Genomic DNA, 23910 nt, shown 5'->3' with positions numbered 1-23910 from the left:
TTTTCTTCCTAAATCGATGCGAATCTGCTCATATCGTGCATGCCCGTTCCCGTTCAAGAATAAAAAAGGGTCAATTCATGCAGGTTAAGCTCAGCCCCATCGATCGCAAGATCCTCCGTCTGTTGCAGCACGACGCCAATCTCTCCGCCGCCGAGATCGCCGAGCGCGTCGAACTCTCCCAATCCCCCTGCTGGCGGCGCATCAATCGTCTGGAAGAAGAAGGCATCATCGAACGCAAGGTCGCCCTGCTCAACCCGGCCAAGCTGGGGCTGACCATGACCGTGTTCGTCGACGTCAAGCTGTCCGGCCACGGGCGCAAATACCTGACCGAATTTGAAGAGGCGATCACCGGATTTCGCGAAGTGCTGGAGTGCTACACCATGGCCGGCGACATGGACTTCCTGCTCAAGGTCGTCGTGCAGGACATCGCCAGCTACGAACGATTCCTGCGCGATCACCTGCTGCAGAGCCCCCATGTGCAGGAAGCGCATTCGAATATCGCGATGAGTGTGGTGAAGCGCACGACAGAATTGCCGATCGACTAGGCTGCCGATGGACTGAGGCGGAGGCAAAAACCGCCACGGGAAAACTCTTTTCACTGGGGCGCGAGAAAAGCATTGACTCTCAAATGGGAATAATTATTATTGAGCGCAACCGGTCGCGAGACTGGTTGGTAACCCAGAAGCCTTAGGTCGGCTTCCGGATTATCTCCTCATCAGGCTAATCACGGTTTTTGACCCGGCTTAATAGCCGGGTCTTTTTTGCCCTTTTCGGGTCTGGGTTCGGTCGGGTGTTGCGTCTTCAGGCTAATGAAGAGGGTTCGACAGTGATCTGTCTTTTCGATGGCGCGCATCATAGCAAATGGATCGAGCGATGGGCCGTTGCTGCTGTCAAAAATTGACACATTCAGTAAGAACTTCCGAATTCACGACGTTGTTTTCCGCGACCGCCGCTATTCAAACAGTGAGCAAGACGCCATGACTCAGCTCCTCGACTCGTTGATAACCAACTCTCCCGTGTCGCCCGCCTTGGGCACGAGCGCCGAAACCGACCTGTACCGACGCCGTCTGCAGCGTCTGCCGCGCAGGGTTCAGCAGGTCTTTCTGCTGAGCCGCCTCGACGGCCTTTCTTACACCGATATCGCCCGCCTGCTTGACGTGGACGCCAGCACCGTCGAACGCTGCATGTCGGCGGCCCTTGAGCACTGCATCAGCGAGCCCGCCGGACATGACCCGTCCCGTGCGATTCTGCTGCAAGCCTTGCGCTGGTACGTGCACCTGCAAAGTCCCCAGGCCACGGCCAGTCAGCGCATCGAGTTTCGCCACTGGCTCGACGCCGACCCCCGGCACCTGGCGGCGTTTCAGCACAGCGAGCAGTTCTGGCGCACGCTCCATGCACCCGCCGCGATTCTGGGTGCCAGTGGTTGGCATCGGCGCAAACCGCGCGCCTACGTCGGCTGGTTGCTGGTCACGGTGCTGCTGTGTGGTCTGCTGGTCACCGCCGAGGCCTATAGCTGAGGCAAACCCTGACTCTTTCGCGAAATATTCTGTCGCCGTCCTTCAACCTGGATCCGTGTAAAGTAACCGTCATAACAGCCCAGCGAGACAATCAGGCCCTGCGTCGGTTGCCTCCCGATGGCGTTGCGACGGCCTCGCAATGATAACCACGTACTCAGGACGCTCCCGTGACTCAAACCGCCCTTACCATCTCCGCCGATTTCGACAGCGGTAACATCGTCATGCTCGACGCCAGCAACCCGAAAGCGGTGCAACTGGCGATTCGCCCTGACACCAAGAGCGCGCACTTCCAGTGGTTCCATTTCAAGGTTGAAGGCCTGCACATCGGCGAGCCCCACGGCTTCAGCCTGACCAACGCCGGCGAGTCCAGCTACAACGGCGCCTGGACCGGCTACAACGCAGTGGCCTCCTACGACCAGAAAACCTGGTTCCGCGTACCAAGCCAGTTCGACGGCAAGGCGTTGAACTTCGAGCTGACGCCCAGCGAATCCCAAGTGTGGTTCGCCTACTTCGAACCCTACACCCGCGAGCGCCATGACTGGCTGGTGGAAGAGGCGCTGAACAAGGCCGGCACCGAGCTGCTGGCCACCGGCAAGAGCGTCGAAGGCCGGGACATTCCGCTGCTGCGCAAGGGCGACGGGGCTGCGGGCAAACGCAACCTCTGGATCATTGCGCAGCAGCACCCCGGCGAGCACATGGCCGAGTGGTTCATGGAAGGCATCATCGAACGGCTACAGGAAAGCGACCCTGAGTTGCAGGCCCTGCTGGCCTCGGCGGACCTGTATCTTGTGCCGCACATGAACCCGGACGGTTCGTTCCACGGGCATCTGCGCACCAACGCCCACGGCAAGGACCTCAATCGCGCCTGGCAGGACACGACCCCCGAGCTCAGCCCAGAAGTGTTCTTTGTCAAAGAGCAGATGGAAAAATATGGCGTGGACATGTTCCTCGACGTCCACGGCGATGAGGAAATCCCCTACGTCTTCACCGCTGCCTGCGAAGGCAATCCGGGGTACACCGACAAGCAGGCGCAACTGGAAGCGGATTTCCGCGCGCGGTTGAGCGGCCTGACCCGGGACTTCCAAAGCAAATATGGCTATCCGAAATCGGCGCCGGGCCAGGCCAACATGAACCTGGCGTGCAACAGCGTCGGCGAGCGCTACAAGTGCCTGTCGCTGACGCTGGAAATGCCGTTCAAGGACAACGATGACGCGCCGGATGTCGTCACCGGCTGGTCAGGCCAGCGCTCGAAACAGCTGGCCCGCGATGTGCTGACCACGCTGGGGCAGATGGTGTCGGTGCTGCGCTGAGGCGTGAGCTGACAGTTTTCAGCCTTCCAGAAACACCATCGCCAGCAGGGTGTGCCCGCTGGCGATGGCGTCAATCGCAGTGACGACACGCATCAATCCCGCGGTTTACCCCGCAGCATGCTGTCCAGCACCTCATCCCTCCTCACCCAGCCGTGAAACAGCGCGGCGGCCAGATGCGCCAGAATTGTCAGGAAAAACAGGTACGCCAAATAGGCGTGGGCCTTGCGCAGCAGCGCGAAGGTGTCCGGGTTGGCCGAGACGATGGACGGCAGGCGCACCGAACTGCCTAGCATGACCGGATCCCCGGCGGCGGAAATCATCGCCCAGCCAATCAGCGGCATCGCCAGCATCAGCGCGTACAGCACGTAATGGGACAGCTTGGCCGCCAGTGCCTGCACGGCCGGCAAGTCAGCCGGGAGCGGCGGCGTCTGAGTGGTCACACGGACGATGATCCTGACGATGACCAGCAGCAGAATCGCGATGCCCAAGGGCTTGTGCAGGTTCAACAGCCACTCGTGCCGCTCGGACACCGAGGCGACCATGCCGGCGCCGATGAACAGCATGGCGATGACCATCAGCGCCATCAGCCAGTGCAACAGCCGCGCCAGTGGGGCGAAATGCTTGACGGGCGTACTCATGGCTGTTTCTCCTGGGCAGGTTCGGCTTTCAGCTGATCGACTTCACCGGTGCGACGCATGTAAGACGCGGCGTAGGCTGCCGAACGCGCAGCGAGCAGCGGGTCATCGGAGCCTTCGATGCCGCTGGGCAAGATCAGCGGATCGTAATTGATGTCGCGGCAGTCGCCATCCAGTTGCGGGCTGTCGGAATTGACCACCAGGGTCCCGGCATCCACGGTCTTGTGCTCGCCGGTCCAGGCTTTGGACGCGTCGTTGGTCGGGTCCTGGGGGTTGGCCAGCGTCAGCATCAGCTTCCAGCGTTGTGGGCCGCTGGCCAGTCTGTCGCTGAGGTCCTTGTCCAGATAATCCTTCGCGTCGGGCGCAGGCGCCGTATCGGTGGCTTCCGGCACCAGACTCCAGCGCACAGGCTGGCGCTTGCCGCTGGCGTCCACCAGCACGAAGGCGTTGATGCTGTTGTAAGTTTCGGTGGCGAAACTGGCCGAAGGCTTGGCCGTCTTGACCCAGGCCAGAAACGGCTGGGCTTCCGGGTGCGCGGCAAAGAACGCCGGGGGTTTCGCCGGGTCGGGCTTGCCGGTCTTCGGGTCAGGCCCGGTGGCAATCTGCAGATCGACAAACGCCTCGGGCGTGCCGACCGGAAACACCGGCATGCTGTTCATGCCGGTGCGCCATTGCTGACCGTTGGGCTGGGTGAACTGCACGGCAAAACTGCGCAGGGGCGCGCCGCTGTCGGGGAATACGGATTGCCGGTGGGCACCGCCAGACGACCAATCACTGGCGTGCGCCCGCTGGCGAAGACTTCGGCTTTGGACAGGCTGGCAGCGGCGCCGTTGCTCTCGAAGTACCCGGCAACACAGATGCCTTTCGGGTGGTTGCGACGGTAACCGGGGTGGACACCATTGTTGCGTTCGAACACGTCAACGACGCGCGCCGGCGTCAGCCGCTGGGGGTCGAGGCTGCCATTGACGTAGGCGAACGCGCCTGCAGCCACCAGTACGATCAGGCCAATGCCGCCCAGGCGCGCCAGTTTTGCCGATGTGCTCAACGGCGGTTTACGGGGGGATGGTGGTTCACGGTCAATCATCGATAACACTCCGGGCTTCTAGCCTCTTGAACTGCAGGGTGATGTGGGACGCACTGAGCACGTCGTTATTCCAGGCACCGAACTTTATTTCTGCAACAAGGGAATATCTTGCAGCGTTGTGCGTCTTTCTACTTTGCCAGGTCGCTACTACGGCCTACCGATCCTGTCGATCGCTCAGGAAACGCCCATGCACGACGTCGATGACCCATTACGCGAGTTGCTGCCACGCCTGCGCCGTTTCGCGGTTTCACTGACCCGTGACCCCAGCAGTGCCGATGATCTGGTCCAGTCGAGTCTCGAAAAAGCCCTGTCATCCTGGAGCGGCAAACGGCCCGAGGGTGACCTGCGTGCCTGGCTGTTCTCCATTCTTTATAGGCAATTTCTAGACGCCCATCGGCGCTCGCGCCGATATAGCCGGATGTTGGAGTTGTTTACCGGGAATTCGCACGACCCGCACACGCCGTCGGCGGAGCGCACGATCGTGGCTCAGACCACGTTGCAGGCGTTCGAGAGCCTGAGCGCCGAACAGCGCGCGCTGCTGCTGGCGGTTTCGGTCGAAGGCTTGAGCTACAAGGAAGTGGCGCTGATGCTCGATGTGCCCATTGGCACCGTCATGTCTCGTTTGTCCCGCGCGCGTCAGGCGTTGCGCCTGCTCAGCGAAGGCGAGATCACCACCCCTGCCCTGCGAATACTCAAATGATCACACTGCCCCCTAGCGAACGCGATCTTCATGCTTACGTCGATGGCCAGCTCAATGAGGCCGACCGGGCGACGATGGACACCTACCTCGCCGCAAACCCGGCGTTGTTGCAACGGCTTCAAGGCTGGCAGCAGGACGCCCACAGCCTGCGCGCCGGATTGAGCGGCGAGCTGCATCGGATGCCCAATCCGCAGCTGGACCCGAGCGCAACTCGCCGGCGGATCGCGCAGCAACGTACGCGTCGGATTGCAACAGCGGCGGTGCTGTTGGTTGCGGTGAGCGTCGGCGGCGCCGGCGGCTGGCAAGCGAGGAATATATCCATAGGCCACGCCAATCCGCCGATGGCCGATGCCGTGCAGGCTTACCGGTTGTTCGCGGGCAACGCGGAGATGGCAAGCGATTGGAGCGCCACGAAAACCCGCGACGTACAGGGCTGGCTCGACACCCACTTCGCCCGGGCCAATCGGCTGCCGGATCTGGCCTCGGCAGGCTTTAAACCGGTCAGCGGACGCCTCACCACCACCGAACAGGGCCCGGCGGCCATGGTGGTGTACCGGGACGAACAGGGTCGTGCCTTGAGTTTTTACATCCGCCCGCCCGGCGAATTGAACAGGCTGCTCCCCCGCGGCTCCCGTCGCGACGGCGACCTGCAAGCGGATTACTGGTCAGGCGGCGGCTATAACTATGCAGTGGTCGGACCCGCCGACGACCCGGCGGCGCAGGCGGCGCGCCGGGCTTTTTGAGCGACGTTGGCCGGGAAGGTGTCGGGCAGCGCGCTGTACAACCGAGGCTGTAGCGCTGTCAGCCATTGAGCCTCGACGGCTCGCTCTGCAGCAGCACCCTGGCATGAATCCCGGCCAGGGTGTCTTTCAGGGTCGAGGTCCCGCGGCCCTGTCTGGCTTCTTTGTCCTGTTGCAACGCCTGCTGCAGCACGCTGAGGAAGTTCTGGGTCTTGGAGGTCGAGATCGGCGTGTGCGTCTCTTTTTCCAGGCGGCCCAGCACATACTTGGAAATACGCGTCGACTGGCTGGCCGACTGACTCACCGTCGCGTCCACCAGCTCGCCTTTCTTATAGCCGATGCTGGTCTTGCTGCTGGCCTGGTCGCTGATCTGGTAATACAGGTAATTCTGCGTTTTCGGGTCGGTGCTCAGGTCCAGCTTTTGCCCGCCTGGCAGTGGCTTGTGAAAACTCGCCGTGAGCTGGGATTGCTGGTCCTGGACAATGGTGCGATTCAATTGGTCGCGGCCTTTGGACTGGGTCGCCTGGGACAAGGTGTAGGCAAAGGAATCGAGCTCGCCGGGCCGACCCGGGTTGCCTTCGACACTCTTTTCGCTGACCGACGCGCTGAAGTCGCCAAGCCCGGTCAACAGGCCGTGGTCCGTGTCGGTCAGCTCGATGGAACTCACCGTCTGCGGCGCTGCTGAAACGCGGGTTTCGGGGTAACTGGAGTGCAGCGTTTTGAACGCGTCCTCGAACATGGACAGCAGCTGCGCGTCGCCGTCACCGCGTTTGCGCGCCGCTTCGATCTGGCTGACATAGCCCTCCAGCGCCTTGGCCTGCTGGCCGCTGTCACCACGAATGGCCGCGTTTTTCAGGTCCACCGAAAGATCGAGATTGCCCAGCGCGCCATTCATGCGCACCGAACGCTGGTCGGCATCGGCGTGCAGTTCAAGGGTCTGGGCGCTGCCGTCTTCAAGCTTGAGGCTGGTTTTCAAATCGACGGAGGCGAAAGCCTTGGCATCGAAATGGGTCAGAGCGTCCAGCTTCAAGGTCGGCGGTTTCGAGGTCAGGCCGTCGATGGCCGACTGAAAACCGTCCGCCATGGCGTTCAGTGCGCTCATCTCGTCGTCGCTGAGGTCGCCGCCGCTCACCTGGGCCTGCACCGCCAGACCGTCGTCCTGACTGGAAAGGCTCAGCTCGATGGTTTTGCCGCTGGCGGTTTTCAGGGTCAGGCTGATGCTGTTGGCCGGATTACTGTGCAGGCGGTCCTGGGCAGCAGCGAGCTCTGCAGGTTCCAGCGCTTTACCGGTGGAGGAACGCAGCACCGATTGGGAAATATTCTGGCCGTTCTGGGCCAACTGACTGAGCAGCGTTGCACCCAGGCCCTGGAAGCGACCCGCGGTGGCGGAGGTGCTGAAATTGCCGGTCATGGCCAGCGAGACGTTGTCCTGCCGGGTGTACTCCCAGGCCGGCGGGACGCTGGCGTCGGGCATCAGGCCTCGGACGTTGTAGACCAACGGGGCGCTGACCTGGTTGTCCTGGCCGAGCATGACAACGGACGACGGCGTGGCACTGGTGGTGGCAGCAGCGGCGTTGTCATTGAGCGCGACGGTGGCCGCGGGCTTGACCACCGGCATCAACTGGGCGGTTGATATGACCGAAGAAATCGCTGACATGGCACTTCCCTGTTCAAGTGAGTAATAGACTTCCTGAACAGGGTGTCGGCGGACACTTTTGTAACTTGAGCGGTACAAACCCGAACCACACCGGCAGAAGGTGAGCGTCGTGCAGTGGGCCTCTCGAGATTGAAACCGGAGTCAACTCAGGACAGGGCCACTGGCGCCTCTTGACGCAGGCGTCGCGCATCCTCTGCCGGTGGCACACCGAACAGGCGCCGGTAATCCCGACTGAACTGCGACGGGCTTTCATACCCGACGCGGTAGCCAGCGGCCGCCGCATCAACAGCCTCTGCCACCATTAGCCGTTGCGCTTCCTGCAGTCGCAATTGACTGCGAAACGCCAGCGGGCTCATGGACGTTACTGCTTTGAAATGCGTGTGAAAGGTCGAGCGGCTCATGCCCGCCACCTCGGCCATGTCCTCGATCCGACAGCCCTCCGTGTAATGCCCGCGCAGCCGGGCGATGGCCTTGGCAATCTGGCGCAGACGGCTGTCGGCGTTGGCCAATTGGCGGAGTACGCCGTGGCCGCTGCCGGTCAGCAACCGGTAGAGAATCTCGCGCACGGCCAGGGGTGCGAGCTCGTCGATGTGTTGGGGCGTGTCCAACAGGCGGGCAAGCCGCACTGCCGCCTCGAACAGCTCGGGACTGGTGTCGTTGAGTTCGATACCGGCCGCCGGCACGGCGCTCCTGTCAGCGGGCGCCGGGTGTCGCAACGCCAGATCGCTCAGGGCCGTCATGTCCAGGTCAAGCACCAGGCACAGGTAAGGCTCGCGCTCGCTGGCCTCAATCACCGAACCCATGACCGGAACGTCGATGGAGGCCACCAGGTAACTGGCGGCGTCGTAGACAAAAGACCGGCCGCCGGCGATCACGCGCTTGCGACCCTGGGCGATGAGGCACAGCGTCGGTTCGTAGACCACTGGCATCGCCACGGTAGGTGCAGCGGCCCGCGCCAGGCTTACGCCCGGAATGGCCGTTGAATGCAGGCCATCCTCTGCAGCATGGCGGCTGATGAGGTCAACCAGTGTGGACAACGCGGTCATGGTTGCTCCGTTGTACGGATAAAGCAGAGGCCGGCAAAGAAGCCACCGATCGGATAATCGTGCAAGAGCGCGGGACGATCCGCCTACGGCGTGATTCGCAGTGTTCGGCAGACTGAGGCCCTGAAGCATTCCACTCCATCACTCAAGGAAGCCATCATGCCCACTCTCAATGCACTCGACCACTACCGCCTGCTCGGACGATCGGGGATGCGCGTTTCACCCCTTTCCCTTGGCACCATGACGTTCGGCTCCGACTGGGGCTGGGGTTCCGATGAAGCCGAGGCCCGGCAGATTTTCGACACCTACGTCGACCACGGCGGCAACTTCATCGACACCGCCGTCAACTACACCAACGGCGCGTCCGAGCGAATCCTCGGCCAGTTTCTCAAGCACAAACGGGATCGTCTGGTGGTCGCCACCAAGTACACCATGGCTCGCGACCCGGGCGACCCCAACTCCGGCGGGAATCACCGGATGAATCTCACCCGTTCGGTTGAGACCAGCCTCAAGCAACTGGACACTGACCGCATCGAACTGCTCTACCTGCATGCGTGGGATTTCACCACGTCTGCCGATGAGGTCATGCGTGCACTGGATGACCTCGTTCGCGCCGGCAAGGTGCTATACCTCGGCATCTGTAACACCCCGGCGTGGAAAGTCGCCGAGCTGCAGACACTCGCAACGCTCAGGGGCTGGGCGCCGCTCGTGGCCCTGCAAATCGAATACAGCCTGGTCGAGCGCAGTGTCGAGCATGAGCTGATGCCCATGGCCCAGGCGATGGGCCTTGGCGTGTTGCCGTGGTCGCCGTTGGGCGGCGGCATTCTGACCGGCAAATACACCCGAGAAGATTTGCAGCAAGCGAGCGAAGCCGGCGTATCCGCGACCCGCAAAGGCGTGATCAGCTCGTCGGGCCATATGAACGAGCGCTCCCTGCAGATCGCCAGCGCCGTGGTCGACGTCGCTCATGACATCGGCGCCACACCCTCCCAGGTGGCTCTGGCCTGGACGCTGCTGAACCCGGCGGTGGTCGCGCCGGTCATGGGCGCAAGAACCCTTGCCCAGGCCCACGACAACCTTGGAACTCTGGCGTTGAGCCTGAACCCCGAACACGTCGCGCGCCTGAACGAGGCCAGCGCGCCGGAGCCGATATTCCCGGCCCGATTCGTCAACCAGCCGATGGTTCAGCAGTTGATATTCGGCGGCGCGCCCGTGCGCAAATAAACCGGAGCGCCCCCTCACCTGGGGGCACTCGATGACCCTCTTGATCGCAATAAAACGCCGAAAGCGATGGCCGCAAGGGGGTCACTTCATTATTTTGTTTCCGCTGGTGGGATCTGCGCCCTAACTCGGCCACAATACGCGCCGATCCCAGGCTCCAGGGCTTTACGCCTTTCGGTTCGCCGCAAAACCCGACACCCCAGGACTCAACAATGCCTCAAGAGCGAATCGCTGCACTTCGGCTTCCCAAACCCATTCAAGGTGCGATCGATGATCTGGTGCGCGCGTTGAACGCCGCCACCACCAAGGAAGAACTCGAACGCGAGGCCGCCATGGAAATCAGCTTCATCCTCAGCCTTGAGACCAGCAAACGCCTGCGCCCGGCCGATGTAGAAACGCTGTACATGATCTTTGACGACGCCGTGCAGGAACGACTCAGCCAACTGGCGGATCGGTCCTGACCGGATTGGCCGCAACCCCCTCACCTGCGCGTCGTAGCGTTCGCGCGCAGCCGTAAAGCCCTCCGCCTGTTCGATGACCCACGTCCACAGCGGGATCATCTGCACCAGCAAGCCCATGCCCAGTTCGGTCAGCCCGTACTCGACGCGCAAGGGTTTCTCGCCGAAGTCATGACGACTGATCAGCCCGTCGCGCTCCAACTGCCGCAGCGTGTGGGTCAGCATGCGTTGGGTGACGCCATGCAGCTGGCGCCGCAACTCGGCGTAACGCAACGGGCTGCTTACACCGAGCGCATGCACCACGCCCAGTGACCACCGGTTGCCGGAGTGGCCGAGGATATCGCGCTTGAGCCCGTCCTCATCGTCGCTGAGCGCACGACAGGCGTCCTGCGAACGCCGGACGATTTCCTGAGCATCCAGGCCGCTCGGTATCACCGCTGTGCCTACTTTTTGCCCGCCGATGTCCATGACAAGATCCCCAGCCTCACGTTAATTGCGTCAAACAGGGGCTCACCATGCAGGCTGGTATTTCAAACGTCAAACAACACATTCTGGTCCTCGGCGCCGGCGAACTGGGGCTTGCCGTACTGCGAGGACTGACCGCGCGCGGGACTGAATCAGGGAGTATCAGCGTGCTCCTGCGCCAGACCCGCGTGGAGAGTCCGTCTCTGGAAAAGCAAAAGGAAATCGCCGCGATCAGGTCTCTCGGCGTAGCCATTGAGGTGGCCGACATCGCCGACGCCTCGGTGGCGGAACTCGCGGTGGTGCTCGGCCGCTTCGACACGGTGATCAGTTGCGTGGGTTTCGGTGCCGGTCGGGGCACCCAGCGCAAGCTCACAGAAGCTGCCCTCGTCTCGGGCGTCAAGCGCTACGTGCCCTGGCAATTCGGTGTCGACTACGACGTGATCGGACGCGGCAGCCCGCAAGACCTCTTCGACGAGCAACTGGAGGTGCGCGACCTGTTGCGCGCCCAGTCCCGCACGGAATGGCTGATCATCTCAACCGGCATGTTCACCAGCTTTCTGTTCGATCCGGCATTCGGGGTGGTGGATCTGCAGGCTGGGCGGGTTAATGCCCTGGGTAGTCTGGACACGGCGGTGACGGTAACCACGCCGGAAGACATCGGCACCCTCACCGCCGCGATCGTCCTGCACAGCCCTCGCTTGATCAATCAGGTGGTGTACACCGCTGGCGACACCCTGACCTACGATGATCTGGCGGATGTACTTGAGCGCGTCACCGGACGGACATTCAGCCGCCAAGCCTCCAGCGTGCAGCAGTTACTGGCTGCCCTTGAGGAAATGCCCGACGACAATCTGCGCAAGTATCGGGCCGTGTTCGCGCTGGGCCAAGGCGTGGCATGGGATGTGGCGCAGACGTTCAATGGGCGGCACGGTATTGCAGTGACCGATGCCGAGGGTTGGGCACGGTCTAACCTGGCTCGCGGCTGACTCGCGGTCAATCTCTCTGAGTACCCACAGGATTTTTCCTGCGCAGATGTATCCAATGCCGAGACGGCCCCACGGCCTGCACTTCGAATGGTTTCAGCAAAGGACCCCACATGACGTTCTATATCTTCCTCATCGCCTGCGCCGCAGCGGCCAGCACCGGCATCATTTTCAAGCCGGGCAGCTGGTATGAATCGCTGCAAAAGCCACGATTCACCCCGCCAAACTGGTTGTTTCCGGTGGCCTGGACGACGATCTATCTGCTGCTGGCCTGGGCCGGTTATCGCCTGACCCTGATTCCCGGCAGCGAAACCGTGCTGGCGTTGTGGGCGGCGCAGATTGCCTTGAACACGCTGTGGACACCGGTGTTCTTTGGCGCCCACCGCATCCTGGCGGGCATGATCATCATTTCGCTGCTGTGGCTGGTGGTCGCGGCCATGGTCGTGCTGGGGATTCAGCTGGACCTCATCACCGGGTTGATCCTGTTCCCCTATCTGGTGTGGCTCACCGTAGCCTCGGCGCTGAATTTTTCGATTCTGCGTCATAACCGCTAACGCGGATCAGGCAGCCCTGGCCCGGCCGGCCTGCTGAATCAGCAGACCGGCCAGCGCCGACACCGCCAGCAAGACCACCACGCCACCGTAGACATTGGTGGTGGTCACCAGCCCCGCCGTTTTGATCGACACGCCGGCCAGCAGCGCCGGAATGCAGAACGCCAGATAACTCAGGGCCAGAAACGCCGCCATCAGCGCACCCCGCTCGTGGGCGTGGGCCAGCGGCAGCAACATCCGCAGGGCGCCGAGGAAACTTGCCCCGAAGCCGACCCCCGCCACCACGGCACCGGTGAAGAACAGCCACAACCAGCCCAGGTTCACCGCCGCCAGGATCACCGAAACCCCGATCGCCAGAAAACTGCAGCCCACGAGCAACGCCAACCGGGGCGCGCGCAGGCGCAGGGTATGGATAGAAATCGCGCCACTGAGGGTCAGCGCTGCCACGGCAAAGCCGCCGTTGAGTACCGAGGTCGAACCGGTCGCGGCCGTCAGCAGCGACGGCGCCAGTGACAGGAAAAATCCGCCCAGCGCCCAGGCCGCGATGTCGGCCGGCAACACCAGTAACAACGTTCCCCTCGCCTGCGCCGGCACGGCAAGCCGCGGGCGCAGGGTTTTCAGCACGCCTGGTTGCGGCGTCACGGTTTCAGCCACCCGCAGCAGGTAAAACGCCTGGCCCACGAACGCTGCGAGGAGCAGACCATAGGCCAGGCCCATGGGCAGCGGCGCGTATTCCACCAGCGAACTGGTGCCCAGTGCACCCAGCGCCATACCGAACATCGGCGTGATGCTATTGAGCAGCGGTCCTTGCTGCGCGTCGCTGTCGAGCATCGCGGCGCCCAACGCGCTGGTGGCAATGCCGGTCGCTACGCCCTGCAGCACCCGGGCGGCGATCAGCCAGGTGACGTCGGTGGCGGCGATGAACAGCAGCATCGAGACGATCTCCAGCAGCAGTCCGATCCAGATGACCGGGCGACGTCCGAGATAATCCGACAGCGAGCCGAAGACCAGCAGCGTTGCCAGAAGGCTCAGGGCGTAGACCGCAAAAATCACCGTCAACAGCACCGAAGAGAAGCCCCACGCCTGTTGATAGAGGTGGTAAAGCGGCGTAGGCGCGCTGGACGCCGCGAAGAAACACAGCAGCACGAACGCCAGAAATCCCAAGTGGCTCGTTCCCCGACCATCGACTTGCGGGTTCTGCAAAGAATCAGACACGAGTACACTCTCCCGAAAAAGCACGCCACAAAAGCTATGAATTAGCGTTAACAGTGTGCGAGCAGCGTCTGCTTAAAGCAAATACTTTGTGTTAGGGTCCGCAGCATGGCTATCAAAGAAGGCATTCGCACCGGCGGCCGCAGTGCCCGGGTGCAGACATCGATTCACGCGGCGGTTCGCGATCTGCTTCAGGAGCAAGAGCGTTCGGCCCTCAGCGTGCCCATGATTGCGGCCCGCGCCGGTGTCACGCCGTCCACTATTTACCGGCGCTGGGGTGACCTGACTTCGCTGCTCGCCGACGCCGCTGTCGAGCGACTGCGTCCCGACGAACCCGTGGACTGCGGCAACTTGCGTGACGACTTGCGCACGTGGGTCGAGGTCTATCTTGAGGAAACGAACTCCGCGCCAGGCCGCGAAATGATGCGCGATGTGGTCGCCAGCAGCGCGACCCTGTGCTCCGGCAAGTGCCTGAACATGGTTCGCGATCAACTGCAGATCATCATCGACCGGGCCCGGGAACGCGGGGAACAGAGTCCCTCGGCCGATGAACTGGTCGACGCTGTTGTGGCGCCCATGGTTTACCGCATTTTGTACGCCGAGTCGGCACCGTCCCTTGAGCGGATGCATCAATTGCTGGACCGCTGCCTGAGCTGACTCGTCTCCCGTCGCGCCGCGACCAACGAGCACTGGCCCCGACGACTGGGTATCATGGCCGCTCATTGATCACTGGCGCCCTTCCCCCATGCACACCCTTGCAGACCTGCGTGCCGGCAAACTGGCAGGCATCACGCGGCTCACTCTCAGTGCCGACCTCAGCGAATTCCCTGAGGAAATCTTCAGCCTCGCCGATTCCCTGGAGGTGCTGGACCTCAGCGGTAATCGGCTGACCGAACTGCCTGCCGACCTGCACCGCCTCAAGCGCCTGAAAATCCTGTTCTGCTCCAATAATCCGTTTACCCGCCTGCCGGAATGCCTGGGCCAGTGCGAGCAGCTGTTCTTCGTCGGGTTCAAGGCCTGCAAGATCGTCAATGTGCCCGCTAAAGCGCTACCACCCTCATTGCGTTCGCTGGTGCTGACCGACAACCGCATCGAGACCCTGCCTGAAGCCATCGGCGACTGTGCGCACCTGCAGAAGCTGATGCTCGCGGGCAACCGGCTGCGGCAATTACCCGAATCACTGGCACGCTGCCAGCGCCTGGAACTGGTACGGATCGCGGTCAACGATTTCCATGAACTGCCGCGCTGGCTGCTGGAAATGCCCGCGCTGGCCTGGCTGGCGTTTGCCGGCAACCCGCTGAACGACATCCACACCGAAGCGCCGATCCGGCAGATTCCGTGGCCGCAACTGGCGCTGCTACAGGTGCTGGGCGAAGGTGCGTCCGGTGTAATCCAGCAGGCGCAATGGCGTGCTGATGAAGAGGCCGCCGCGCTGGACGTCGCGGTGAAGCTGTACAAGGGCGACGTCACCAGCGACGGCTCGCCGTTGAACGAGATGCAGGCGTGCATTGCGGCCGGGCGTCATGACCATCTGATTCCTGTGCTCGGGCAGATTCAGGACCACCCGCAGGGCGCTCGCGGCCTGGTGATGGCGCTGATTTCTCCTTCTTTCGTCACCCTCGCCCGCCCGCCGACCCTGGAATCCTGTACCCGCGACACTTACGCGGGCACAGGGCTGAGCGTTTCGACCGTGAAGCGCATGGCCGCCGGGATCGCAGCGGCCTGCGCCCATTTACACGGCCACGGCATCAACCACGGCGACCTGTATGCCCACAACATTCTCTGGAACGAGTCCGGCGACAGTCTGCTGGGGGATTTCGGCGCGGCGGCGTTCTACCCGGATGGAGAAACGGGCACGAGGCTGGAGCGCATCGAAGTGCGGGCGTTCGGAATATTGCTGGGGGAATTGATGGACTGCTGCGAGGCAAGCGATGGGGAAGCGGCCGGCCTGCGGGAGTTGCAGCGGCGGTGCGTGCAGGCTGATGTGATGCAGCGGCCTGGTTTTGCGGAGATCGAGCGGCAGTTTAGTCAGTAGGACCCAGCCCTGAGGACGCCGCGCAACTTGTGGGACCGGCTTCAGCCGGGAAGAGGCCAGCGTGGACACCCTCAAATTCGCAGTGTGCCCACCGACGCCTTCCCGGCTAAAGCCGGTCCCACTAAAAGCACGGGATTCTCCAGTGGGACCGATTCAATCAGCTGGCCTGGTCAGCCTTACCCCGCCAGACCGACGTAGACGTTTTGCACGTCATCATGGCTGTCGATGGCTTCGAGGAAGGCTTCCACCTCGGCCATCTGCTCTTCGCTCAGGCCTTCCACCGGGTTTTTCGGGCGGTAGCCGATTTTGGCGGACTCAACGGTGAAGCCGAACTCAGGCAGCGCCTTGCACACGGCGTCGAGGTCGGTGGTGTCGGTGTAAAACGTCGCAACGCCCTCTTCGCCTTGTTCAACGTCCTGAGCGCCGGCTTCGATGGCAGCCTCGTCGGCGTCGGCTTCGGGTGATGCGGCAGCCGCATCGATCATGCCCAAATGGTCGAAATCCCAGGTAATCGAACCTTCGGCGCCCAGTTGGCCCTTGCGGAACAGCACACGGATCTCGGAGACAGTCCGGTTGATGTTGTCGGTCAGGCATTCCACGATGACCGGCACTTTGTGGGGCGCAAAGCCTTCGTAGGTCAGTTTTTCGAAGTGCACGTGCTCGCCGAGCAATCCGGCGCCTTTCTTGATGGCGCGCTCCAGGGTTTCGCGAGGCATCGACGCCTTTTTGGCTTGCTCGACCACCAGACGCAGGCGCGCGTTCATGTCGGGGTCAGCGCCGGAGCGCGCGGCAATCATGATTTCCTTGGACAGCTTGCCGAAAATACGCCCCTTGGCGTTGGCTGCCGCTTCTTTGTGTTTGACCTTCCACTGTGCGCCCATGACTGTTCTCTTGTGCCGGTGGCGATAAATCGCTCGGATCCGACGCGCCTTGCACGCCGGGCCGATGACGATAAACGCTGAAAATAGGGTGATCGATGATGACAGGCCGGGGGTGAGCCGCGGCGACCGGCGCATTTTATACAGGCTGAGGCCAGAAGACACCCCTGAAACGCGCCACCACCCTGACCTGACTCAGCGGTGCTTGAACGCCGGCTCGCGCTTCTCGATGAACGCCGCCATGCCTTCCTTCTGGTCCTCGCTGGCAAACGCTGCATGGAACACACGGCGTTCGAAACGGATACCCTCGGCCAGGCTGACTTCAAAGGCGCGATTGACGCTTTCCTTGACCATCATGGCCGCTGGCAACGACTTCGCCGCAATACCGGCCGCGACGTTCATCGCCTCATCCAGCAGCTGATCCTGCGGCACGATGCGCGCCACCAGCCCGGCACGCTCCGCTTCGACGGCGTCGATCAGGCGCCCGGTCAGGCACATTTCCATGGCCTTGGCCTTGCCCACCGCGCGGGTCAGGCGCTGGGTGCCGCCCATGCCCGGCAATACGCCCAGTTTGATTTCCGGCTGACCGAAGCGCGCGTTGTCGGCGGCGAGGATGAAGTCGCACATCAGCGCCAGCTCGCAGCCGCCGCCCAAGGCAAATCCCGAGACGGCAGCAATGATCGGCTTGCGGCGGTTGGCCACCCGATCGCTGTCGCTGAACAGGTCGTCCAGGTAGATCTGCGGATACTTGAGCTCGGCCATTTCCTTGATGTCAGCCCCGGCGGCGAACGCTTTCGCCGAGCCCGTCAGGACGATGCAGCCGATGCCATGATCGCGTTCCAGCTCATCGAGGGCATGGTTGAGTTCGCTAACAAGCTGCGCATTCAGGGCGTTAAGCGCCTCTGGACGATTGAGGGTCAGGAGTGCAACGCGACCTCTCACTTCTTTGAGGATTGTTGTGTAATTCATTGTTTTATAGGCCTTTTATTATGTAGAACGCCAGTCAGCCGTTATCACAGATATAACCTGCGAAACATGGCGCAACCCATTGATATTAAACGACAAGCTCGACCGCCATAGCCGTTGCCTCGCCCCCGCCGATGCAGATGGCCGCGACACCTCGCTTCAGCTCACGATGCTTCAACGCCGACAGCAACGTCACCAGAATCCTCGCCCCCGATGCACCAATAGGATGACCCAGCGCGCAAGCGCCGCCGTGCACGTTGACCTTGTGATGGGGCAGTTCCAGGCGGGCCATGGTGACCAGCGCGACGACGGCGAATGCTTCGTTGATCTCGAACAGGTCCACCTCGTCCAGGGACCAACCGGTTTTGCTCATCAGCTTGTCAATGGCCCCCACCGGCGCGGTGGGAAACAGCCCCGGCTCATTGGCGTAAGCGGCGTGACCATGGATGACGGCCAGCGGCTTGATCCCCGTCGTTGCGCTTCGGACTGACGCATCAGGGTCAAGGCCGCAGCGCCGTCGGAGATTGAGCTGGAGTTGGCCGCCGTGACGGTGCCGCCCTCGCGAAACGCCGGTTTCAACTGCGGGATCTTGTCCAGCTTCGCCTTGGGCGGCTGCTCGTCCTGGCGAATGGTCTTGCGCTCCTTGCCAACGGTCACTTCCACCGGAACGATTTCAGCGTCGAACCAGCCCCGGGTCATGGCCTCCTGGGCCCGGGTCAGCGAAGCGACTGCGAATCCGTCCTGGGCCTCGCGACTGAAATTTTCAAGTCCGGCGCACTCCTCCGCGAAGGTGCCCATCAAGCGGCCTCGGTCGTAAGCATCTTCCAGGCCGTCGAGAAACATGTGGTCGATGATCTGGCCGTGGCCCATGCGGTAACCGCTGCGGGCTTTTTCCAGCAGATAGGGTGCGTTGGACATGCTTTCCATGCCGCCGGCGATGACCACGTCGGCGCTGCCCGCCAGCAACATGTCGTGGCCGAGGATCGCGGCCTGCATCCCCGACCCGCACATCTTGTTCAGGGTCGTGCAGGTCGTGGCGTCGCTGAGCCCGGCACCCAATGCCGCCTGGCGCGCCGGCGCCTGTCCCAGCCCTGCGGGCAATACACAACCGAACAACACCTCGTCGACCTGCCCCCGCTCGATGCCGGCTCGTTCGACGGCAGCGCGAATCGCAGCGGCGCCCAGTTGCGGCGCGGTCAGGCTTTTGAGATCGCCCTGAAAGGCGCCCATGGGCGTGCGCGCAGCGCTCACGATCACCACGGGGTCGTCGTTCAACGTCTGGCGTTTGTTCAAAGACATAATGGTTTCCTCGATTAGCGAGCGGCCATGCGCAAGGCGCCGTCCAGACGGATCACCTCGCCGTTGAGCATGCTGTTTTCGATGATGTGTCGCGCCAGTGCGGCGTATTCTTCGGGCTGGCCCAGGCGCGGCGGGAATGGCACGCCGGCGGACAGGCTTTCGCGTACTTGGGGCGTCATGCCCGCCATCATCGGGGTTTCGAAGATGCCCGGAGCGATGGTCATGACGCGAATGCCGTAGCGCGCCAGCTCACGGGCGGCGGGCAGGGTCAGGCTGACAATGGCGCCCTTGGAGGCCGCGTACGCCGCCTGGCCGATCTGGCCGTCATAGGCCGCCACTGAGGCGGTATTGATGATGACGCCACGCTCGCCGCCGGCATCCGCCGTGCTTTCGGCGATGGCCACGGCGGCCAGGCGCATCAGGTTGAAGCTGCCGATGAGGTTGACGTTGATCACCCGACTGAAACTGTCGAGACCGTGGGGGCCTTCTTTACCGAGGATTTTTTCGGCGCCGACGATGCCCGCGCAGTTGATGACGCCGTTGATCTGGCCAAACGCACCGCGCGCCGCATCCACTGCGGCCTGAACCGCGCGCTCCTGGGTGATGTCGCTGACACTGGCGCGGGCGCTGCCGCCGAGTTTTTCCACCTGTGCCGCGAGCGCTTCGGCGTTGACGTCCACCAGCATCACGCTGGCCCCCGCGTCGACGAGCATCCGTGCGGTGGCCGCACCCAGCCCGGACGCGCCGCCACTGACCAGAAACACCTTGCCTTCGATCTGCATGATTGTGTCGTCCTTACACTTTTATTGTTGGAGTGGCGAAATACTCCGCTCTGCAGCGCCGATGGGCAATAGTCAAAGCGCGCAGAACGTCTGGTGGTTTTGGCCAGTGGCGCGTCAGGGTCAGCGGGTTGCCGGCGGGTCAGGCCTTGGGTTGCAGCAGTGCGGCGCCGGCCTGGGCCGAGACCCGTCGATTATCCAGCAGGGCCAGGGCAGCGATCAGCGCAACGCCAATAAAGGTCAGCTGGAAATCCGCCGTCACGGCGTGCCCGTCATTGCCATGCAGGACCATCGCACCACGCAACAGTAAAGCGGCGGTGGCGACACCCAGGCCCATGCTCAGCTGGAAGCACATGCTGAACATTGTCGAAGCATCGCTCATCTGCGGCTTGGGTACGTCGGCGAAACCCAGCGTGTTGAACGCGGTGAACTGCATCGAGCGCGACAGCCCGCCAATGAACAGAATCAGCAGGATCAGCGGCCAGCCCATGGCCTGATCGAGCAGCGCGCAGGCGGCAATCGCTGCCACGCCGATGCAACCATTGACCAGCAGGACCTGACGAAAGCCCCAGCGCTGTATGATGCTGCTGGTAAACGGCTTCATCGCCAGATTGCCCGCGAACACCCCCAGCACCAGCAGCCCGGCGTCGAATGCGGACAGACCAAAGCCGAGCTGGAACATCAGCGGCAGCAGGAACGGCAGCGTACTGATGGCGATCCGAAACACCGAACCGCCCAGCAGGCTGACGCTGAAGGTGCGGATGTGCACCACCGCGACGTTCATCAGCGGCTGCGGGTGCCGGCGCATGTGTCGCCGGGCCAGCACGCCACTGATCACCCCGAGCGCCGTTATCAGTAGGCCGGGCCACTGACTGCCATGGCCCTGTCCCAGCCGTTCCATCCCGAACAACAGCGCCGTGCAGGCTACGCCCAGCAGCAGAAAACCTTTCAGGTCGAACGCCCGGTTGCTGACTTCATTGCGCTTGGGAATGAGCACCAGCGTGGCGATCAGAGCCAGTACGCCGAGGGGCAGGTTGAGGTAGAAAATCCACGGCCAGGATGCGTGGGTGACGATGAACCCGCCCAAGGGCGGCCCAAGTATCGGCGCCACCAGGCCAGGCCAGGTGATCAGCGAGATCGCCCGCACCAAGTCCTTCTTTTCGGTGGCACGCATGACCGCCAGGCGCCCGACCGGGACCATCATCGCGCCGCTCATGCCTTGCAAGACGCGGGCGGCGACAAAGGTTTCGAGACTGTCGCTGAGGCCGCACAACATCGAAGACAGGGTGAACAACACGATGGCGCCGCCGAACACCCGCCGTGAACCGAGACGGTCCGCCAGCCAGCCGCTGAGGGGAATGAACGCGGCGATTGCCAGCATGTAGGCGCTCATGCCGATATTCAGGTCCACCGCCGCGACGCCGAACGTCCGGGCCATTTCCGGCATCGCCGTGGCAATCACCGTGGCGTCGAGGTTTTCCATGAAAAAAGTGACCGCCACCAGCAAGGCGATCAGCGTGGATTGACGTTGCGACATCGGTGGGGTCCTCAGGCAGGCGTGGCGTTACGATTCAGTGCTCGCCTCGTCACGGGATCAGATAACGCACCACCGAGTCACAGATCATGGCCTTCTGGCGTGCCTTGATCTGCTCATCTTCGAGGTCGATCTGGAAGATTTCCGAGAAGGTGTGACGGTTGGAGACCCGATAGAAACAGAACGAGCTGATCAGCATGTGCAGGTCCACTGCCTGTACGCCCGGGCGGAAATCACCCTGCTGCTCGCCCCGGCGCAGCGTCTCGTCCAGCGCCTGCAGGACGTTGTGGCTGAGCGCGCGGATGGTCGAGGACTGTTTGACGTTGGCGCCGTTGTGGATGTTCTCGATGCACACGATACGCACGAAATCGACGTTACGGTCATGGTGATCGAAGGTGAATTCCACCAGCCGCCTGATCGCCTCTTCCGGCGCGAGGGCTTCCAGCTTGAGGCTGCTCTCGGTGTTGCGGATGTCGCCGTACAGTTTCTCGAGCACCTCGGTGTAGAGCTGCTCTTTGCTGTTGAAGTAGTAATAGATCATTCGCTTCGAGGTTTGCGTGCGCTCGGCAATGGCATCCACTCGTGCGCCGGAAAGCCCCTGGGAGACGAACTCGGCAACGGCCGCCTGAAGGATGTCGTCGCGGGTTTTTTCCGGATTGTGCTTGCGGGTCTTGCGGGGCGCCTCTACGGGCAGGTCGGCGAGGCTGTCGTCAACGGTTTTCATGCGGGGCTCACAACCACGGGGTAATCGCGGGATTATGAGCTGCACCCGAGCGTTACGGAAGCGGCGCGTATGAACGCGCTGCGAACCATCAGAGCGGGGCTGAATCGCCGCAAGCCCTGGCCATCGCTGCAAGGCGCACCGATGCATTCGCCTCGCCATAGCCGGCGTAGCCGTTCCTGCGATGAAGGATTTCAAAAAGAAACGCTGCTCGAACGCCTGGGTGTAAGCGTGGAACAGCTCGCCACCGTCAGCGTCGCGGTCGTACAGCACGTTATGAGCAGCCAGCTTGCTGAGGAACGCCTGGTCAAAACCGAAGCGCGCAGCCAGGTCGTCGTAGTAGTTAAGCGGAATGGCCAGCCACGGCACGCCCGCCGCCTTGGCGCGGGCTGCTTGCACGAAGATGTCGTCGCAGGCAAAAGCAATGTGATGAACACCTGAGCGGTCGTAGCTCGTCAACGCGCGGGCGATCGCGGTGTTGCCACGATCTGACGTGTTCAGCGGCAGGCTCACGCTGCCGCAGCGGCTGCGCAACGCCCGACTCCTCACCAGGCCACGAGGGTCGGACAGCAGCACGTCGGCATCGGCCTGGAAATCCAGCACGCCCTTGAAGAACAGGACCTGACTGTCCAGGCCGTCGGCCGGCAACGCCATGGTCACGTGATCGACGCGATGCAAACCGTTGTGCGCCGAAGGTAGCGACCTCAACGTGAAGTCCCTGTCCCAGAACGATTGCCCCGGTGCGGCGGGCTCGACCAGATAAATCAGGCTGCCGTCCGGCGCGCGCATGGCCGGAAATCCTGGTTGATCAGGGCCGAGCGGACCGCCACAGATTTCGGCGTTGAACTGACGCGCCCGCTCCATCCCGGCAGCGCTGTCGTCCACCCGCAACGCCATTGAGCGCAGCGACGCGCCGTGGACTTCGAGGTCAGAGTGGGCAAAGGGCGGTTGAGCGAAGGGCGACTGGGCGAGGCAATCATGCCCGGCGGTCAACACAATCCTGATATCGCCCTGCCCCAGCAAGGTCGCGGCGTTGCTCCGGTGGTGACCCAACGTGCAGAAGCCCAGGCCGTGCAGCCATTGGCTCAGCCGTGCGCCGTGGCCGTCATCCACGGCGAACTCGAGAAACTCCACGCCGTGGCAGGGGCTCGGCGCCGGCGGATGGAACAATAATGACGGCGCAACGGCTTGAGGCTGCTGCTCCAGCAGCCCGCGTGTTTTCTCTTCCAGGTACAACAACGAACGCAAGCCGTCGGCGGCGGTTGCCTGAGCGGGCGCAGTGCGAAACACGTCGTTGAAAATCTCCAGTGACAGCGGGCCGGTGTATCCGCTGCGCAGAATCGCCGCGAGAAAACCGGGACAATCGAATGCGCCCTGCCCCGGAAAACAACGAAAATGCCGGCTCCACTCCAACACGCCCATGTTCAGCAGTGGCGCATCGGCCATCTGCACGAAGAAGATCTTGTCAGCGGGGATCTGCGCGATGGCGCTCGGGTCGCCGTTGAGCGACAGCGTGTGGAAACTGTCGAGCAGCACGCCGAGGGCTGGATGGTCGACCTGCCGGACCAGATCCCAGACCTGCTGCCATGTGTTGACGTGACGTCCCCATGCCAGCCCTTCATAGCCCACGCGCAGTTGACGCGCGCCCGCCCGCTCGGCCAGCAACCCCAAGTCCTCACGCAGTAGGTCGTGGTCGCCCAGCGAATCCGTGGCGGTGTTGCTGCACACCAGCATCAGGTCGGTGCCCAGTTCGTGCATCAGGTCGAATTTTTGCTCGGCGCGGTCGAGGTTGCGCTGCAGATGCTCGCGGCGACAGCCTTCAAAGTCGCTGAAAGGCTGAAAAAGCGTGATGGCGATCCCCAGATCAGCGCAAAGCTGCCGCATCTGGCGGGGGCCGCCGTTGTGATTGAGCAAATCGTTTTCGAAGATCTCCACGCCATCGAAACCTGCCGCGGCGATAGCGTGCAGCTTTTGCGGCAGGGTGCCGCTCATGGAAACGGTGGCGATCGAGCGCTGCATGCGGGGGAACTCCGGATAAATACAGGGCGCCCGGCACCTGGATGAGGGCCCGAGCGTGTCGAGTGTGCGGGGGATTATTCGCGCCGCTGGCCAGCAGATCAAA

The 23910-nt window shown here is 62.7% G+C and carries 20 protein-coding genes and 4 pseudogenes; 11 read left to right on the top strand and 13 right to left on the bottom strand.

The window, feature by feature from the left end; all coding sequences use genetic code 11:
• Window positions 1–77 precede the first annotated feature (77 nt).
• The 3 genes from JN403_RS16795 to JN403_RS16785 all read left to right on the top strand — a co-directional run bounded on the left by JN403_RS16795 (window position 78) and on the right by JN403_RS16785 (window position 2827).
• Window positions 78–545 (top strand): Lrp/AsnC family transcriptional regulator, encoded by a 468-nt coding sequence (locus JN403_RS16795; protein WP_065990584.1) that lies wholly within the window; start codon window positions 78–80, stop codon window positions 543–545.
• Window positions 546–977: 432 nt separating this feature from the next.
• On the top strand, window positions 978–1517 hold the full coding sequence (locus tag JN403_RS16790; protein ID WP_205483327.1) for a sigma factor-like helix-turn-helix DNA-binding protein: 540 nt from the start codon (window positions 978–980) through the stop codon (window positions 1515–1517).
• A gap of 167 nt (window positions 1518–1684) precedes the next feature.
• Window positions 1685–2827 carry a M14-type cytosolic carboxypeptidase gene (locus tag JN403_RS16785; protein WP_275900163.1) on the top strand — a complete coding sequence of 381 codons (1143 nt, stop codon included), beginning with the start codon at window positions 1685–1687 and terminating at the stop codon, window positions 2825–2827.
• 92 nt (window positions 2828–2919) lie between these two features.
• Here JN403_RS16785 and JN403_RS16780 read toward each other — a convergent pair whose 3' ends face one another.
• Window positions 2920–3465 (bottom strand): cytochrome b, encoded by a 546-nt coding sequence (locus tag JN403_RS16780; RefSeq protein WP_205483326.1) that lies wholly within the window; start codon window positions 3463–3465, stop codon window positions 2920–2922.
• A pseudogene (locus JN403_RS16775) lies at window positions 3462–4546 on the bottom strand (catalase family peroxidase). Before JN403_RS16775 ends, JN403_RS16780 begins: the two are co-directional and overlap by 4 nt.
• Window positions 4547–4733: 187 nt before the next feature.
• Here JN403_RS16775 and JN403_RS16770 point away from each other — a divergent pair.
• Together JN403_RS16770 and JN403_RS16765 are read left to right on the top strand one after the other, a co-directional pair.
• Entirely contained in the window at window positions 4734–5246 is a 513-nt protein-coding gene (locus tag JN403_RS16770; protein ID WP_122624937.1) for a sigma-70 family RNA polymerase sigma factor, read from the top strand.
• Complete coding sequence (locus tag JN403_RS16765) at window positions 5243–5989, top strand: anti-sigma factor (RefSeq protein WP_205483325.1); 747 nt, start codon at window positions 5243–5245, stop codon at window positions 5987–5989. Before JN403_RS16770 ends, JN403_RS16765 begins: the two co-directional genes overlap by 4 nt.
• A 58-nt stretch (window positions 5990–6047) precedes the next feature.
• Here the strand turns inward: JN403_RS16765 and JN403_RS16760 are convergent, their stop codons facing one another.
• Complete coding sequence (locus JN403_RS16760) at window positions 6048–7643, bottom strand: lactate dehydrogenase (protein ID WP_205483323.1); 1596 nt, start codon at window positions 7641–7643, stop codon at window positions 6048–6050.
• A gap of 146 nt (window positions 7644–7789) precedes the next feature.
• Window positions 7790–8689 (bottom strand): AraC family transcriptional regulator, encoded by a 900-nt coding sequence (locus tag JN403_RS16755; RefSeq protein WP_205483321.1) that lies wholly within the window; start codon window positions 8687–8689, stop codon window positions 7790–7792.
• A gap of 156 nt (window positions 8690–8845) precedes the next feature.
• On the opposite strand from JN403_RS16755, the gene JN403_RS16750 reads away from it, so the two are divergent.
• Both JN403_RS16750 and JN403_RS25565 read left to right on the top strand, forming a co-directional pair.
• Window positions 8846–9910: an aldo/keto reductase gene (locus JN403_RS16750; protein ID WP_205483319.1), complete on the top strand. Its 1065-nt coding sequence runs from the start codon at window positions 8846–8848 to the stop codon at window positions 9908–9910.
• Between the two features lie 209 nt (window positions 9911–10119).
• The gene (locus tag JN403_RS25565) at window positions 10120–10368 is read left to right on the top strand and encodes a hypothetical protein (protein ID WP_122535199.1); all 249 of its coding nucleotides are present in this window, start codon (window positions 10120–10122) and stop codon (window positions 10366–10368) included.
• A 24-nt stretch (window positions 10369–10392) separates the two neighbouring features.
• Here JN403_RS25565 and JN403_RS16745 read toward each other — a convergent pair.
• Window positions 10393–10833: pseudogene (locus JN403_RS16745) on the bottom strand (helix-turn-helix domain-containing protein); the annotation flags it as partial.
• A gap of 47 nt (window positions 10834–10880) precedes the next feature.
• Here JN403_RS16745 and JN403_RS16740 point away from each other — a divergent pair.
• Together JN403_RS16740 and JN403_RS16735 are read left to right on the top strand one after the other, a co-directional pair.
• A complete protein-coding gene (locus tag JN403_RS16740; RefSeq protein ID WP_205483317.1) occupies window positions 10881–11816 on the top strand; it encodes an aromatic alcohol reductase in 936 nt (311 codons plus the stop codon).
• 110 nt (window positions 11817–11926) lie between these two features.
• The gene (locus JN403_RS16735; protein WP_172612262.1) at window positions 11927–12367 is read left to right on the top strand and encodes a TspO/MBR family protein; all 441 of its coding nucleotides are present in this window, start codon (window positions 11927–11929) and stop codon (window positions 12365–12367) included.
• A 6-nt stretch (window positions 12368–12373) separates the two neighbouring features.
• Here the strand turns inward: JN403_RS16735 and JN403_RS16730 are convergent, their stop codons facing one another.
• A complete protein-coding gene (locus JN403_RS16730) occupies window positions 12374–13579 on the bottom strand; it encodes an MFS transporter (RefSeq protein ID WP_205483315.1) in 1206 nt (401 codons plus the stop codon).
• 105 nt (window positions 13580–13684) lie between these two features.
• Here JN403_RS16730 and JN403_RS16725 point away from each other — a divergent pair, with 105 nt between their 5' ends.
• Both JN403_RS16725 and JN403_RS16720 read left to right on the top strand, forming a co-directional pair.
• Window positions 13685–14233 carry a TetR/AcrR family transcriptional regulator gene (locus JN403_RS16725; protein WP_122624928.1) on the top strand — a complete coding sequence of 183 codons (549 nt, stop codon included), beginning with the start codon at window positions 13685–13687 and terminating at the stop codon, window positions 14231–14233.
• A gap of 88 nt (window positions 14234–14321) precedes the next feature.
• Entirely contained in the window at window positions 14322–15611 is a 1290-nt protein-coding gene (locus JN403_RS16720) for a leucine-rich repeat-containing protein kinase family protein (protein WP_205483314.1), read from the top strand.
• A gap of 176 nt (window positions 15612–15787) precedes the next feature.
• Here JN403_RS16720 and JN403_RS16715 read toward each other — a convergent pair whose 3' ends face one another.
• The 7 genes and pseudogenes from JN403_RS16715 to JN403_RS16685 form a co-directional block, all read right to left on the bottom strand.
• Entirely contained in the window at window positions 15788–16492 is a 705-nt protein-coding gene (locus JN403_RS16715) for a YebC/PmpR family DNA-binding transcriptional regulator (protein WP_205483312.1), read from the bottom strand.
• 192 nt (window positions 16493–16684) lie between these two features.
• Complete coding sequence (locus JN403_RS16710) at window positions 16685–17458, bottom strand: enoyl-CoA hydratase (protein ID WP_205483310.1); 774 nt, start codon at window positions 17456–17458, stop codon at window positions 16685–16687.
• Between the two features lie 85 nt (window positions 17459–17543).
• A pseudogene (locus tag JN403_RS16705) lies at window positions 17544–18754 on the bottom strand (acetyl-CoA C-acyltransferase).
• Window positions 18755–18768: 14 nt separating this feature from the next.
• A complete protein-coding gene (locus JN403_RS16700) occupies window positions 18769–19536 on the bottom strand; it encodes a 3-hydroxyacyl-CoA dehydrogenase (protein ID WP_205483309.1) in 768 nt (255 codons plus the stop codon).
• A gap of 139 nt (window positions 19537–19675) precedes the next feature.
• Complete coding sequence (locus JN403_RS16695; RefSeq protein WP_205483308.1) at window positions 19676–21070, bottom strand: DHA2 family efflux MFS transporter permease subunit; 1395 nt, start codon at window positions 21068–21070, stop codon at window positions 19676–19678.
• Window positions 21071–21119: 49 nt separating this feature from the next.
• Window positions 21120–21791 carry a TetR/AcrR family transcriptional regulator gene (locus JN403_RS16690; protein ID WP_205483307.1) on the bottom strand — a complete coding sequence of 224 codons (672 nt, stop codon included), beginning with the start codon at window positions 21789–21791 and terminating at the stop codon, window positions 21120–21122.
• Between the two features lie 88 nt (window positions 21792–21879).
• Window positions 21880–23807 (bottom strand): annotated as a pseudogene (locus tag JN403_RS16685) (TIM barrel protein).
• Window positions 23808–23910: the final 103 nt, after the last annotated feature.

Origin of the sequence: Pseudomonas sp. 15A4, assembly GCF_016925575.1 — a bacterium.
Taxonomy (GTDB): Bacteria; Pseudomonadota; Gammaproteobacteria; order Pseudomonadales; family Pseudomonadaceae; genus Aquipseudomonas.
This window is presented reverse-complemented; position numbering and strand designations above follow the sequence as displayed.

Coding starts and splice junctions, on each gene's coding strand:
- JN403_RS16795 (WP_065990584.1), top strand. CDS start 78: ATGCAGGTTAAGCTCAGCCCCATCGATCGCAAGATCCTCCGTCTGTTG.
- JN403_RS16790 (WP_205483327.1), top strand. CDS start 978: ATGACTCAGCTCCTCGACTCGTTGATAACCAACTCTCCCGTGTCGCCC.
- JN403_RS16780 (WP_205483326.1), bottom strand. CDS start 3,465: ATGAGTACGCCCGTCAAGCATTTCGCCCCACTGGCGCGGCTGTTGCAC.
- JN403_RS16770 (WP_122624937.1), top strand. CDS start 4,734: ATGCACGACGTCGATGACCCATTACGCGAGTTGCTGCCACGCCTGCGC.
- JN403_RS16765 (WP_205483325.1), top strand. CDS start 5,243: ATGATCACACTGCCCCCTAGCGAACGCGATCTTCATGCTTACGTCGAT.
- JN403_RS16760 (WP_205483323.1), bottom strand. CDS start 7,643: ATGTCAGCGATTTCTTCGGTCATATCAACCGCCCAGTTGATGCCGGTG.
- JN403_RS16755 (WP_205483321.1), bottom strand. CDS start 8,689: ATGACCGCGTTGTCCACACTGGTTGACCTCATCAGCCGCCATGCTGCA.
- JN403_RS16750 (WP_205483319.1), top strand. CDS start 8,846: ATGCCCACTCTCAATGCACTCGACCACTACCGCCTGCTCGGACGATCG.
- JN403_RS25565 (WP_122535199.1), top strand. CDS start 10,120: ATGCCTCAAGAGCGAATCGCTGCACTTCGGCTTCCCAAACCCATTCAA.
- JN403_RS16740 (WP_205483317.1), top strand. CDS start 10,881: ATGCAGGCTGGTATTTCAAACGTCAAACAACACATTCTGGTCCTCGGC.
- JN403_RS16735 (WP_172612262.1), top strand. CDS start 11,927: ATGACGTTCTATATCTTCCTCATCGCCTGCGCCGCAGCGGCCAGCACC.
- JN403_RS16725 (WP_122624928.1), top strand. CDS start 13,685: ATGGCTATCAAAGAAGGCATTCGCACCGGCGGCCGCAGTGCCCGGGTG.
- JN403_RS16720 (WP_205483314.1), top strand. CDS start 14,322: ATGCACACCCTTGCAGACCTGCGTGCCGGCAAACTGGCAGGCATCACG.
- JN403_RS16715 (WP_205483312.1), bottom strand. CDS start 16,492: ATGGGCGCACAGTGGAAGGTCAAACACAAAGAAGCGGCAGCCAACGCC.
- JN403_RS16710 (WP_205483310.1), bottom strand. CDS start 17,458: ATGAATTACACAACAATCCTCAAAGAAGTGAGAGGTCGCGTTGCACTC.
- JN403_RS16700 (WP_205483309.1), bottom strand. CDS start 19,536: ATGCAGATCGAAGGCAAGGTGTTTCTGGTCAGTGGCGGCGCGTCCGGG.
- JN403_RS16695 (WP_205483308.1), bottom strand. CDS start 21,070: ATGTCGCAACGTCAATCCACGCTGATCGCCTTGCTGGTGGCGGTCACT.
- JN403_RS16690 (WP_205483307.1), bottom strand. CDS start 21,791: ATGAAAACCGTTGACGACAGCCTCGCCGACCTGCCCGTAGAGGCGCCC.